Origin of the sequence: Chitinophaga sp. MM2321, assembly GCF_964033635.1 — a bacterium.
Taxonomy (GTDB): Bacteria; Bacteroidota; Bacteroidia; order Chitinophagales; family Chitinophagaceae; genus Chitinophaga.
This window is the reverse complement of sequence record NZ_OZ035533.1, coordinates 4727666-4740841: the sequence shown is the minus strand read 5'-3', so window position 1 is coordinate 4740841 and position 13176 is coordinate 4727666. Positions and strand designations below refer to the sequence as shown.

Below are 13176 nucleotides of genomic sequence, written 5' to 3'. Positions count from 1 at the left end.
ACAACATAAAATTGAATCACATCGTACCTCAGCTTAACTGGGCGATTACTGTCGTGATTCTCGTCGTTGTCATTATTAGCCACCATCATGGAGGATAGGTACACGTGCATATACTACAATATATATAAACGCCTTCCTCCGCAACGAGGAAGGCGTTTTTTTGGATGGTATTTCCCTTTTACAATTTCTTTTTTTATGTATAGCTACTACAACGACAACACATTTCTTTACCTCGACGGTGAATTCCGTAAAGCCTCTTCGGCCACAACAGATCTGTTCGGCCAATCATTACACTACGGGTATGCTGTATTTGAAGGAATCCGCGCCTATAAAACAGCGAACGGATCAGTAAAAATTTTTAAAGCAAAAGAACATTTCGACCGCCTGCAACGCTCTTGCGAATTGATCCACATCCCCTATAAATTTGATAACGAGGAGCTTATCGCCGCCTGTTATAAAGTGCTGGAGATGAATAATATGGAAGAAGCCTACATCCGCCCGCTCGTATTCTGTCCACCGAATATGACCCTGAAAGGCGCCTCCGAATCGCGTATCCTGATATGCGCCTGGGAATGGGGGGCGTACCTGGGTGAGAAGCTCCTGCGCGTAATGACTTCCTCCTACGAGCGACCCAATCCCAAAGCATTCAAAATAGAATCCAAATCGTCGGGTTTATATGTAAACTCAATACTGGCCTCGCAGGAAGCAAAAGCAAAGGGTTACGATGAAGCATTACTCCTGGATATGAATGGTTACGTAGCAGAAGGCCCCGGCGCCAACATCTTCTTTGAAAAAGACGGCAAACTCTACACCCCTCCCGCCGGTAACATCCTTCCAGGTATCACCCGCGCCACTGTTATCGAACTTTGCCAGGAACTTAACATCCCCCTCGAAGAAAAGCTGTTTACCATCGCTGAATTAAGAGAAGCAGAAGCCGTTTTCTTCTGTGGCACCGCCGCAGAGCTGATTGGCATCGATTCGCTGGATGATCAGCATTTCAGCAAGCCCTGGGCTACTTCATTGGGGAAACTATTACAACAGGCTTATAAAGCCAGGGTGCTGGAGGAATCATTTGAACCCGAAGTGCACCTGGTCTGATAATATAACGACCCCAGGCTGGCAGAAAGCATAGGGGCGCAACATAAAGCCCCCGACAAATGGCAAATAGGCCTCAGTCAACAGTAGTAGCTTTATGATTTCTGCCCGCTTGGCGGTTGTAAAACGAAAAATCTATAATCCTTTACAGTAAAGGGTTTGAAAGCTCAAAAGGCAGATTTGAAGACCGGTTATTTGGAAATTGTTGGTTTGAATATCACGTCGCGACCCGGTAATTTGTGTAGAACTTTTAAAATGGGATTACTATAAACGCTTGGTAGTCTGTATAATAACAATAACGATGGAATTAAATAAATATAGCAAAACGATTACACAGGACCCTACGCAGCCAGCTGCGCAGGCGCAGTTATACGGAATAGGATTGACAGAGGAAGACCTGAAAAAGGCACAGGTAGGTATTGCTAGCATGGGTTACGATGGTAATACCTGCAACATGCACCTGAACGACCTCGCCAAAGATGTGAAAAAAGGTGTCTGGGACAATAACCTGGTCGGACTCATCTTCAATACTATCGGTGTAAGCGATGGTATCAGCAATGGTACCCCCGGTATGCGCTACTCCCTGGTAAGCCGTGATCTGATTGCAGATTCCATTGAAACTGTTTGTGGTGCACAATACTATGATGCACTGATCACCGTACCCGGCTGCGATAAAAACATGCCCGGTTCCCTGATGGCGATGGGTCGTCTCAATCGCCCGTCTATCATGGTGTACGGCGGTACTATCGCGCCAGGTAAATATAAAGGACAAGATCTTAACATTATATCCGCTTTCGAAGCACTGGGCCAGAAAATGGCAGGTAAACTCGACGAAGGCGATTTCAAAGGCATTGTACAGAACTCCTGCCCCGGTGCAGGTGCCTGTGGCGGTATGTATACGGCTAATACCATGTCTGCAGCCATTGAAGCATTGGGTATGAGCCTGCCCTACAGCTCCTCCAACCCTGCGCTGAGCAAAGAGAAAAAAGAGGAATGCATCGCTGCCGGTCAATATATCCGTTTGCTTCTGGAAAGAGATATCAAACCCAAAGATATCATGACCAAGGAAGCATTTGAAAACGCGATCACCGTAATCATGGCACTGGGTGGCAGCACCAACGCGGTATTGCACTTCATTGCTATCGCAAAATCAGTAGGCATATCGGTGAGACTGGAAGATTTCCAGCGTGTAAGTGATAAAACCCCGCTGATAGCAGATCTTAAACCAAGTGGTAAATACCTGATGGAAGACCTGCACAACATCGGCGGCGTTCCAATGGTGATGAAATACCTGCTCAAACAAGGACGACTAAACGGCGATTGCCTGACGGTAACGGGTAAAACCATTGCTGAAAACCTGGAGAGCGTACCAGATATCGACTTCACCACACAGGATATCATCGTACCACTGGAAAAACCATTGAAAGTAAATGGTCATATCCAGATCTTATATGGCAACCTGGCCGAACAGGGCGCTGTTGCAAAAATCACCGGTAAGGAAGGAGAGCTCTTCATAGGCCCTGCCCGCGTATTTGACGGCGAATTTGAACTGATCGCAGGTATCCAGTCCGGCAGGGTGAAAGAAGGAGACGTGGTCGTCATCCGCCAGGTGGGTCCAAAAGGCGCTCCCGGCATGCCCGAAATGCTGAAACCTACCAGCGCCATTATGGGCGTAGGCTTAGGCAAAAGCGTGGCACTTATCACCGATGGCCGCTTCTCAGGAGGTACACATGGCTTTGTGGTAGGACATATCACACCGGAAGCCTATGAAGGAGGAACTATCGCACTGGTAAAAGACAACGATATCATCAAAATAGACGCCGTAAACAATACGATCGATGTGGAGATCAGTGACGAAGAGCTGGCAGCCCGCAGGGCGCAGTGGACGCAACCCGCATTGAAAGCAACTAATGGAATCCTATTTAAGTACGCAAAACTTGTAAAAAATGCAACAGAAGGATGTGTTACTGATGAAGACTGAGAAGGTAGACCAACAGGTAGCCGCTAAGCCTGTTATCACCGGTTCTGAAGCGGTAATCCGCTCGCTGATAGCAGAAGGCGTGGAAACCATATTTGGTTATCCGGGTGGAGCTATCATGCCTATTTATGATGCGCTGTACGATTTTCAGGACAAAGTTCATCATATACTTGTAAGACATGAACAGGGTGCTACGCACGCTGCTCAGGGATATGCACGCAGTTCGGGTAAAGTGGGTGTGGCTTTTGCTACCTCCGGCCCCGGCGCTACCAACCTGGTAACAGGCTTGGCTGATGCTTACATGGATAGCACCCCTATGGTCTGCATCACCGGTCAGGTGGCTGCATCCCTGCTGGGTACAGATGCTTTCCAGGAAACAGACGTGATCGGTATTACCATGCCTATCACCAAATGGAATATCCAGGTTACCCGCCAGGAAGATATTCCGGAAGCAATGGCCAAAGCATTTTATATCGCCCGTAGCGGCCGCCCCGGCCCGGTACTGGTAGATATTACCAAGAATGCACAGTTTGGTGAATTTGAATACGAGTACAAACCATGCAATTATATCCGCAGCTACCAACCCGTGCCCCAGCTGAAGCCGGAAGCGGTACAGGAAGCAGCGGCATTGATCAACGGTGCTAAAAAGCCCTTCATCCTTTGTGGTCATGGCGTATTGCTGTCAGGTGCTGAAAAGGAACTGATTGCACTGGCAGAAAAAGCACAGATCCCTGTAGCTTCCACCCTGCTGGGCCTCTCCGCAGTACCTGTAGATCATCCGATGTATGTAGGTATGCTCGGTATGCACGGTAACTATGGTCCGAATATGCTCACCGGCGAATGCGATGTACTCATCGCCGTAGGGATGCGCTTCGATGACCGTGTAACCGGCGATATATCCAGTTATGCCAGCAAAGCAAAAGTGATCCACATTGAAATAGATGCAGCGGAAATCAACAAGATCATTACAGCAGATGTAGCCGTACATGCGGATGCAAAAACTGCCTTGCAGGCGTTGCTGACGGAAGTAAAACCGGCAGAACATGCAGCATGGCTGGCTGAATTCCGCGATGCAGATAAAAAGGAATACGATAAAGTACAGCATCGTGAACTGTTTCCGGAAGAAGGAGAGCTGAAGATGGCGGAAGTAATTCGTCTCATCTCAGAAAAAACAAAAGGGGAAGCAGTACTGGTAACAGATGTAGGACAACACCAGATGGTAGCCTCCCGCTACTATCGCTTCAAAAACCCAAATACCAACATCACCTCCGGTGGTATGGGTACCATGGGCTTTTCGTTGCCGGCAGCTATGGGCGCCAAAATGGGTACACCTGAAAAAGAAGTGGTAGCCATCATCGGCGACGGTTGTTTTCAGATGACACTCCAGGAACTGGCCACTATCCATCAATCCAAGATCGGGGTGAAGATCGTGATCCTGAACAACAACTTCCTCGGCATGGTTCGCCAGTGGCAGCAGTTGTTCTTCGACAAACGTTATTCATCTACCGAAATGGTAAATCCGGATTTCGTACAGGTAGCAAAAGGATTTTATATCCCCGGTAAGAAAGTAACAACAAGAGAGAATATCTCTGCAGCGATAGACGAAATGCTGGCACACAAAGGCGCATATCTGCTGGAAGTGGTGGTAGAAAAAGAAGATAACGTATTCCCGATGGTGCCGGCGGGCGCACCTGTTTCCGCCATCAGGCTGGAATAGTATCGCCGGACGATAGCAGAATAAAGATAAATTTTTAATAAGATAAGCCCTTCAAGGCTCCCTCCGTTGGGAGAAGAACCGGGAGGGGCCGCCCAAGCTGTTTTTATGCAAAAAGAATATACAGTAACGGTATATACGGAAGATCGTATCGGTATCACCAACCGTATCACCATTATATTTACCCGCAGAGGCATCAATATCACCAGCCTTACTACGGCTGAAACAGAAATTCCCGGTGTGTATAAGTTCATCATAACGGTGATGTCTACACGTGAGAAACTGGATAAGGTGATCGGTCAGATAGAAAGACTGATCGAAATACACCGTGCCTTTGTACATGAGGAAGAAGAAGTGGTGTACCAGGAGCTGGCATTGTATAAAATATCTACCAAATCATTACACAACGGAGATATAGAAAAACTGATCCGCGAAAATCATGCGCGTATCCTGACGATCACTGCTGACTATTTTGTCATTGAAAAAACAGGCCACCAGCAGGAGTTGACAGACTTTATCAAAAAACTGGAGCCATACGGACTGATAGAATATTCAAAGAGCGGAAGGGTGGCCATTGTAAAATGGAGCCGCCGTTTCCATGAACATCTGAAAGATCTGCAGGCGAGCAGGGCTACCGTGTAGTACTTCACCGCAGCAATTTAAATAACTATAACAATCATTCATTCAAATCACAGCTAATAGCTAAGGGCTAATAGCTAACAGCTAAAAAAACAAAACATGGCAACCATCAATTTTGGAGGGGTACTCGAACAAGTAGTAACCAGGGAAGAATTCCCTATGGAAAAAGCAAGGGAAGTGCTGAAGAACGAAGTGATAGCAGTAATAGGTTATGGTGTACAAGGCCCCGGCCAGGCACTGAATCTGAAAGACAACGGCTTCAATGTTATCGTAGGACAACGTAAAAATTCCAAAACCTGGGATAAAGCAGTTGCTGATGGCTGGGTTCCGGGCGAAACATTATTCGATATCGAAGAAGCAGCACAGAAAGGTACCATTCTTCAGTTCCTGTTGTCTGATGCAGGACAGATCACCCTCTGGCCTACCCTGAAAAAACACCTCACTCCTGGTAAAGCACTGTACTTCTCCCACGGATTTGGTATCACGTATAAAGAACAGACAGGTATTATTCCTCCTGCTGATGTAGATGTAATCCTGGTAGCACCTAAAGGCTCCGGTACTTCCCTGCGTCGCCTGTTCCTCGCTGGTCAGGGTCTGAATTCCAGCTACGCTATCTTCCAGGATGCTACCGGCCGCGCTAAAGAACGCGTAGTAGCACTGGGTATCGGCGTTGGTTCCGGTTACCTGTTTGAAACAGATTTCAGAAAAGAAGTATTCTCCGATCTCACCGGCGAACGTGGTTCACTGATGGGTTGTATCCAGGGTATCTTCGCAGCACAATACGAAACACTGCGTAAAAATGGTCACTCTCCTTCTGAAGCATTCAATGAAACAGTAGAAGAACTGACGCAGTCACTCATGCCACTGGTAGCAGAAAACGGTATGGACTGGATGTATGCCAACTGCTCTACTACAGCGCAACGTGGTGCACTCGACTGGTGGAAAAAATTCAAATCCGCTACTCAGCCCGTATTTGATGAACTGTACGCCAGCGTAGCAGCAGGTAAAGAAGCTGCCCGTTCTATCGCTTCCAACAGTACTCCGGATTACCGCGAAAAACTGAACGAAGAACTGAAAGAACTGCGCGAAAGCGAAATGTGGCAGGCAGGTGCGGCTGTACGTAAACTGCGCCCTAACAACGCTTAATAGCAATATTATAAATTAGAATGGCAAAGCATTTTCGAATTATTGAAATTATTGGTGCTGGTATTTAGTATAGAAGAAAAATATTTTTCTGATACTGAATACAGGTTCCATGATTTCGATAGTCCCGAAAATGCTTTGCCGTTTCTATTAATTACATTTTATGTCTGAAGTAATAAGTAGTGTAAACTCCCTCAATATCCTGGATGCGGCCGTAAAGCTGAAACCGGTTGTAAACCGTACCCCGCTTATGTATAGCGCCAATCTCTCCCGGCGCTATAACTGTGACGTATATCTGAAAAGAGAGGATATGCAACTGGTACGCTCCTATAAATTACGCGGCGCATATAACCTCCTCAGCAGTCTGCCTGCTCATGTATTGGCAAATGGCGTTACCTGCGCCAGCGCCGGTAACCATGCCCAGGGCTTTGCTTATGCATGTAAAGCCATGAACATTAAAGGCGTGGTATTCATGCCCATCATCACACCCAAACAAAAAGTAAACCAGGTGAATATGTTTGGCGGCGACAACATCGAAATACGCCTCATTGGCGATACTTTTGATGATTGCTCTGCCGAAGCACAGGCATTTACCATCACAAACGGTATGACCTTCATTCCCCCGTTTGACAATGCAAAAATTATAGAAGGACAAGGCACTGTAGCCGTAGAGATCCTCGAAGATCAACCGGTCATAGATTATCTTTTTGTACCTGTTGGCGGCGGTGGGCTGGCTGCCGGTGTGGGTACCTATTTTAAAACCTATAGTCCGCATACACACATCATCGGCGTAGAGCCGGAAGGCGCTCCTTCCATGCTGCGCGCCATGGAAAATGGCGGTCCCGTTACACTGGATGAAATTGAACGCTTCGTTGACGGCGCTGCCGTAAAAAGAGTAGGTACGCTCAACTATGAAATATGCCGGGAAGTACTGGACAAAATGCACCTGGTACCGGAAGGCATGGTGTGCTCCACTATCCTGAAATTATATAATGAAGATGCCATCGTGGTAGAACCGGCAGGAGCCTTGTCTATAGCGGCGCTGGAAGGTTTTTCGGAAGAAATAAAAGGCAAGAAGGTAGTATGCGTGATCAGCGGTGGTAATAATGATATTGACCGCATGCAGGAAATAAAAGAACGTTCCCTGCTCTACGAAGGATTGAAACATTATTTTATTGTACGTTTCGCGCAACGTCCCGGCGCACTGAGAGAGTTTGTAAATAATATTCTTGGCCCCACAGACGACATCACCCGGTTTGAATATATACAAAAACACAATAAGGAAATAGGGCCGGCACTGGTAGGCGTAGAGCTGAAAAACAAGGAAGACTATGACATCCTTATCGCCAATTTCAGAAAATATAATTTTCAGTTTACAGAACTGAATAAAGACGATAACCTGTTCAGCTACCTCGTCTGACCAGGATTAAAAGATTACAGGATTTAAAAGGATGGGTGTTTTGTTGTTTAAATGCTTTTAAAAAGATAAACAACAAAACACCCATCCTGGTAATCCTTTTCTAATCCTTTTTAATCCTGGTTAAGGCTGGCGATATCAATCACAAATCTATATTTCACATCTCCTTTCAACATCCGCTCGTAAGCAGTATTGATATCTTTTATATCAATTACTTCCACATCGCTGGTGATATTGTGTTCGGCGCAATAGTCCAGCATTTCCTGTGTTTCACGGATACCGCCTATCAGTGAACCGGCTATACTCCTGCGGCCCATAATGAGGTTGAAAGCGGGTACTACAGAGGGCGCCGGAGGTACGCCCAGACAGATCATCACGCCATTCAGGTTGAGCAGATTGAGGAAAGTACTGTAATCGTGCGGGGCAGATACCGTGTTGATAATGAAATCAAACTGGCCTTGCAGTTGCTTCATGTGCGCCTGATCATTGATCAGCGAGAAGTGATGTGCGCCCAGCCTTTTAGCATCTGCTTCCTTGGAGGGAGAGGTACTCAGCATGGTTACTTCTGCGCCAAATGAAGCCGCCAGTTTTACCGCCATGTGCCCCAGACCACCGAGGCCCAGTACTGCTACTTTATGCCCTTTGCCTACTTTCCAGTGGCGCAGCGGGGAATAAGTAGTGATGCCTGCGCAAAGCAACGGCGCCACACCTTCCAGTGGTAACTTATCAGAAATTTTCAGGGTGTATTTTTCATCCGCTACAATCCGGGTGGAATAGCCGCCATAGGTAGGCGTTTTACGGTCCATTTCCAGGCCGTTGTACGTGCTGGCGCCACCTGTTACACAATACTGTTCCTCGCCTGCTTTGCAGGGATCGCACACACGGCAGGAGTCAACAAAGCAACCTATTCCTGCGAGGTCACCCACTTTAAAGTTGGTCACATGATCGCCTACTTTGGTAATCCGCCCTACTATTTCGTGGCCGGGTACCATCGGGTAACTGGAATTACCCCATTCATTTCTAACCTGGTGTATATCTGAATGGCATACACCGCAATATAAAATTTCAATCTGTACGTCGTGCGGACCAACTTCTCTGCGCTCAAAGTTCCAGGGGCCGAGCGGGGCGGTGGCATTTTGTACAGCGTAACCTTTGGTTTCAGTCATGGTGAAGGAATTTATACCGAAGCTACGGAAATTGACCAAAATCACATTAATTCCTGTCTGATTCGTAATTTCATTCTTTATCCTTTGTGCTAAAAAAACATAATCATGGAACTACAGTTAAAGGGGAAAGTAGCTATTATCACCGGTAGCAGTAAAGGTATCGGCAAAGCGATTGCGGAATCACTCCTGCTGGAAGGTGCTAAAGTGGTGATCTCTGCACGCAATGTAGATGAGCTGGAAGATACAGCTGCTATGCTGCGCCTGCAGAATGCGGATGTACTGGCCGTGCCGGCAGACATAGCGAAAGGAGAGGACCTGGCGAGACTCGTCAGAACCACGATAGAGCGGTTTGGTCGTATCGACATCCTGGTGAATAACGCCGGTATCATTGATACCGTTGGCCCGGTAGAAACGATCACAATTGATCAGTGGCGCCGGATCTTTGAAGTGAACCTGTTTGGCGTGGTGGCGCTCACCAGTCTTGTCATCCCTTACCTGCAAAAGCAGGGTGGTGGCAGGATTATCAACATCTCTTCTGAAAATGCCGAACAACCCGATCCTATGATGGCGCATTACAATGCTACCAAGGCAGCGTTGAATAATTACAGTAAAACGTTGTCCAAGGCTTATGGAAAAGATAATATCCTGGTGAATACCGTTTCTCCTGCTTTTATCAAAACACCTATGGTAGATAATATGCTGGAAGAAATAGCGAAAGATAAAGGCATCACCGTGGAAGAGGCGGCAAAAATATTCCTGAAAGAGAACCGCCCGGCGCAGGTACTGGGCCGTCCCGGACTGGCCACTGAAACCGCCGGTATTGTGGCATTCCTGGCATCTACGCAGGCGTCTTTCATTACAGGCGCCGTATTCAGGGTAGATGGTGGTTCCGTATCAACAGTGTAAATTAGTAGCATGCTTAGTTACTGGGAAAAACAAAGCCTGTTGCAATACGACTATATCATTATAGGCAGTGGTATCGTCGGATTGTCTGCTGCCGTGAGTCTGAAAGACCGGGAGCCGCGGGCGCGTGTACTGGTACTGGAAAGGGAAGTATTGCCCACCGGCGCCAGTACCCGGAATGCAGGTTTTGCCTGTATCGGCAGTCTGACCGAAATACTGGCAGACCTGCAAACCATGTCCACCGAAGATGTGCTGAACCTCGTAGCCATGCGGGTGGCGGGATTAAAGCTGCTGCGCAGACGTTTGGGAGATGACCGGATCGGATACCAGGAGAACGGCAGCTACGAACTGATAGGGGCTAAACAGGAATGGGCCCTGCACCAGCTGGACTTCGTAAATGATATGATGCGCTTTCTTTTCCGCGAACAATCCGCTTTCACGGTTACGAATGAAATGATGGATACTTTTGGTTTTGCGACGACACACGTCAAAGCCATTATCCGCAATAATTTTGAAGGAGAACTGCATACCGGTAAGATGATGCGCGCCCTTATTGATATGGCCATGGAAAAAGGAGTGGAAATCAAAACAGGATGCCCCGTGAGCCGGATCGTGGATCTGCATACAGGCGTTAACGTTGTTGTGCCGCATCATACCCTGAAAGATGAAATTGTTTTTTCTGCGCGTAAACTCCTCCTCTGTACCAACGCCTTTACGCGGGAGCTGCTACCGGACGAAGATATTGTGCCCGGCCGTGGTCAGGTGCTGATCACCGAACCGGTGAAGGACTTACCGTTTAAAGGCATCTTCCACATGGAAGAAGGCTACTATTATTTCCGGGAACTGGATGGCCGCGTGCTGATAGGCGGTGGCCGGCAACTGGACTTCGCAGGCGAAGCCTCCACAGAATTCCTGTTCAACGACCGTATCCAGCATGAACTGGAAGTGCTGTTGCGTACCCTCGTGCTTCCGGGAAGAGACGTCACCATCGCAGACAGGTGGACGGGGATCATGGCCTTTGGCAAAACCAGGCAGCCTATCGTCCGCGCACATACGAAAAATATTATTCTCGGTGTACGAATGGGCGGCATGGGGATCGCTATCGGGTCCCTGATAGGGGAGCGGATTGCTTCCATGGCTACTGACAGCTGAACATGTAAACATTAAAAAGGAAAATAAAAATGCAGGAAATGCAACAGGAGGGAACATTTTGTGCCAAAATTGGGTATCAAATGTTGCTTTTTTTGTTAATAGACTATGATAGCTGATAAAAATTTATAGATTTGATCTCCTGAAAACCGCGGTGCCCGCCGCGGTTTTCAGTTTTTAAATTTTAAGAGGTCATAAGCGTATTTTTTACATTTATTTACTATATTGATCCGCTAAATTTATTTATAATCACGTAAGAACGTTATGAAATCAAACACACTTCACTATGTTGATTACCTGGTATTCCTGGTATACTTCTTTATTGTGGCCGGTTACGGGTATTATATTTACCGGAGAAAGAAAAAGGCAACTACTGATTCAAAAGACTTTTTCCTGGCAGAAGGATCGCTTACCTGGTGGGCTATTGGTGCATCCCTGATTGCTTCCAACATCTCCGCAGAGCAGTTTATCGGGATGTCCGGTAATGGCTTTAATATTGGTCTGGCCATTTCTACCTATGAGTGGATGGCTGCCGCTACGTTGATTGTAGTCGCCATATTCTTCCTGCCTATTTACCTGAAAAACAAGATCTATACCATGCCCCAGTTCCTGGAACGCAGGTATAATCAAACGGTAAGTACCATCATGGCCGTGTTCTGGCTGCTACTCTACGTGGTCGTGAACCTTACTTCTATCCTCTACCTGGGTGCGCTTGCTATTACCACAATTTCAGGTATTAACTTCTATGTATGTATGGTGGCGCTGGCCTTCTTTGCTATCCTGATCACATTGGGTGGTATGAAGGTAATCGGCTACACCGATGTGATACAGGTGTTCTTCCTGATCCTGGGCGGCCTGGCAACTACCTACCTGGCCTTGCAGCTGGTATCAGCGCATTTTGGTACAACAGGGGTATTGAAAGGGTTTTCCCTCTTAACAGAGCACGCCGGTGATCACTTCCACATGATTCTGAATAAGGAGAATCCCAAATACCTGGATCTACCCGGATTGAGTGTACTCGTCGGGGGGATGTGGATCGTAAACCTGAACTATTGGGGGTGTAATCAGTATATCACGCAACGTGCACTGGGAGCTGATCTCAAAACTGCCCGCAGTGGTTTGCTCTTTGCCGGTTTCCTGAAGTTGCTGATGCCCATCATTGTAGTATTGCCAGGTATCGCAGCCTATGTATTACACCAGCAACACCACGGTTCTTTTGAAACAGAAATGATGAAAGACGGGGTGTTGAATCCGGATAACGCCTATCCTGTATTGTTGAACCTCTTACCTATCGGTTTGAAAGGACTGGCATTTGCTGCGTTGACAGCCGCGGTGGTAGCATCTCTGGCAGGTAAAGCCAACAGTATTTCTACCATCTTCTCCCTGGATATTTATAAGAAGATATATAATAAAGATGCTGATGAGAAAAAGGTAGTAAGCGTAGGCCGTACAGTCGTGATCGTTACGATGATTATCGCCATCGTTATCTCCAATTTCCTGGGTATCGATAAAAAAGGTGGCTTCCAGTTTATCCAGGAGTACACGGGTTTTGTATCCCCCGGAGTCTTTGCTATGTTTACACTGGGTTTCTTCTGGAAACGTACTACTTCCAGCGCCGCCATGTTTGCCATGATAGGCGGTCTGTTGTTGTCTTTCCTGTTGAAATTCATGCCGGCATGGGTCAACCTGGAACCGTTGCATCAGATTGGTTATTCCGCACTGAATCCGGACAGCGGCTTGTGGGAAATGGCCTTCATTGATCGGATGGGTATTGTGTTTGTGATTTGTGTGGTGGGGATGATCATTATCACCTTGTCTGATAAAACAAGCGCCAATAATCCAAAAGGACTTGCCATCGACAGCAGTATGTTTAAACCAAGTTTAGGCTTCACCGTTGGCGCCTTACTGATTACCGGTATCCTGATCGCATTGTATACTGTTTTTTGGTAGTAAATAATATAACACCGTCTAT

10 protein-coding genes are annotated in these 13176 nt (G+C 47.1%); 9 read left to right on the top strand and 1 reads right to left on the bottom strand.

All coding sequences use genetic code 11. From position 1 onward, the window contains the following. The first annotated feature begins 195 nt into the window (after positions 1-195). The 6 genes from ABQ275_RS18280 to ilvA all read left to right on the top strand — a co-directional run bounded on the left by ABQ275_RS18280 (position 196) and on the right by ilvA (position 7989). The gene (locus tag ABQ275_RS18280; RefSeq protein ID WP_349314598.1) at positions 196-1098 is read left to right on the top strand and encodes a branched-chain amino acid transaminase; all 903 of its coding nucleotides are present in this window, start codon (positions 196-198) and stop codon (positions 1096-1098) included. Between the two features lie 298 nt (positions 1099-1396). Then, on the top strand, positions 1397-3076 hold the full coding sequence (gene ilvD / locus ABQ275_RS18275; RefSeq protein WP_349314597.1) for a dihydroxy-acid dehydratase: 1680 nt from the start codon (positions 1397-1399) through the stop codon (positions 3074-3076). Then, positions 3042-4790 (top strand): biosynthetic-type acetolactate synthase large subunit, encoded by a 1749-nt coding sequence (gene ilvB, locus ABQ275_RS18270; RefSeq protein WP_349314596.1) that lies wholly within the window; start codon positions 3042-3044, stop codon positions 4788-4790. Before ilvD ends, ilvB begins: the two co-directional genes overlap by 35 nt. Positions 4791-4895: 105 nt before the next feature. After that, positions 4896-5429 (top strand): acetolactate synthase small subunit, encoded by a 534-nt coding sequence (gene ilvN, locus ABQ275_RS18265; RefSeq protein WP_349314595.1) that lies wholly within the window; start codon positions 4896-4898, stop codon positions 5427-5429. Positions 5430-5525: 96 nt separating this feature from the next. Then, a complete protein-coding gene (gene ilvC / locus ABQ275_RS18260) occupies positions 5526-6572 on the top strand; it encodes a ketol-acid reductoisomerase (protein ID WP_349314594.1) in 1047 nt (348 codons plus the stop codon). A 160-nt stretch (positions 6573-6732) separates the two neighbouring features. Next, positions 6733-7989 carry a threonine ammonia-lyase IlvA gene (gene ilvA, locus ABQ275_RS18255; RefSeq protein WP_349314593.1) on the top strand — a complete coding sequence of 419 codons (1257 nt, stop codon included), beginning with the start codon at positions 6733-6735 and terminating at the stop codon, positions 7987-7989. 110 nt (positions 7990-8099) lie between these two features. On the opposite strand, the gene ABQ275_RS18250 is transcribed toward ilvA, so the two are convergent. Further along, entirely contained in the window at positions 8100-9152 is a 1053-nt protein-coding gene (locus tag ABQ275_RS18250; protein WP_349314592.1) for an NAD(P)-dependent alcohol dehydrogenase, read from the bottom strand. Positions 9153-9257: 105 nt separating this feature from the next. Here ABQ275_RS18250 and ABQ275_RS18245 point away from each other — a divergent pair, with 105 nt between their 5' ends. From ABQ275_RS18245 to ABQ275_RS18235, 3 genes are all read left to right on the top strand, one after another. Further along, positions 9258-10058 carry a glucose 1-dehydrogenase gene (locus tag ABQ275_RS18245; RefSeq protein ID WP_349314591.1) on the top strand — a complete coding sequence of 267 codons (801 nt, stop codon included), beginning with the start codon at positions 9258-9260 and terminating at the stop codon, positions 10056-10058. A gap of 9 nt (positions 10059-10067) precedes the next feature. After that, positions 10068-11207, top strand: coding sequence for an FAD-dependent oxidoreductase (locus tag ABQ275_RS18240; RefSeq protein ID WP_349314590.1), 1140 nt, complete (start codon positions 10068-10070; stop codon positions 11205-11207). A gap of 261 nt (positions 11208-11468) precedes the next feature. Beyond that, positions 11469-13154: a sodium/sugar symporter gene (locus ABQ275_RS18235; RefSeq protein ID WP_349314589.1), complete on the top strand. Its 1686-nt coding sequence runs from the start codon at positions 11469-11471 to the stop codon at positions 13152-13154. Positions 13155-13176: the final 22 nt, after the last annotated feature.

Coding starts and splice junctions, on each gene's coding strand:
- ABQ275_RS18280 (WP_349314598.1), top strand. CDS start 196: ATGTATAGCTACTACAACGACAACACATTTCTTTACCTCGACGGTGAA.
- ilvD (WP_349314597.1), top strand. CDS start 1,397: ATGGAATTAAATAAATATAGCAAAACGATTACACAGGACCCTACGCAG.
- ilvB (WP_349314596.1), top strand. CDS start 3,042: ATGCAACAGAAGGATGTGTTACTGATGAAGACTGAGAAGGTAGACCAA.
- ilvN (WP_349314595.1), top strand. CDS start 4,896: ATGCAAAAAGAATATACAGTAACGGTATATACGGAAGATCGTATCGGT.
- ilvC (WP_349314594.1), top strand. CDS start 5,526: ATGGCAACCATCAATTTTGGAGGGGTACTCGAACAAGTAGTAACCAGG.
- ilvA (WP_349314593.1), top strand. CDS start 6,733: ATGTCTGAAGTAATAAGTAGTGTAAACTCCCTCAATATCCTGGATGCG.
- ABQ275_RS18250 (WP_349314592.1), bottom strand. CDS start 9,152: ATGACTGAAACCAAAGGTTACGCTGTACAAAATGCCACCGCCCCGCTC.
- ABQ275_RS18245 (WP_349314591.1), top strand. CDS start 9,258: ATGGAACTACAGTTAAAGGGGAAAGTAGCTATTATCACCGGTAGCAGT.
- ABQ275_RS18240 (WP_349314590.1), top strand. CDS start 10,068: ATGCTTAGTTACTGGGAAAAACAAAGCCTGTTGCAATACGACTATATC.
- ABQ275_RS18235 (WP_349314589.1), top strand. CDS start 11,469: ATGAAATCAAACACACTTCACTATGTTGATTACCTGGTATTCCTGGTA.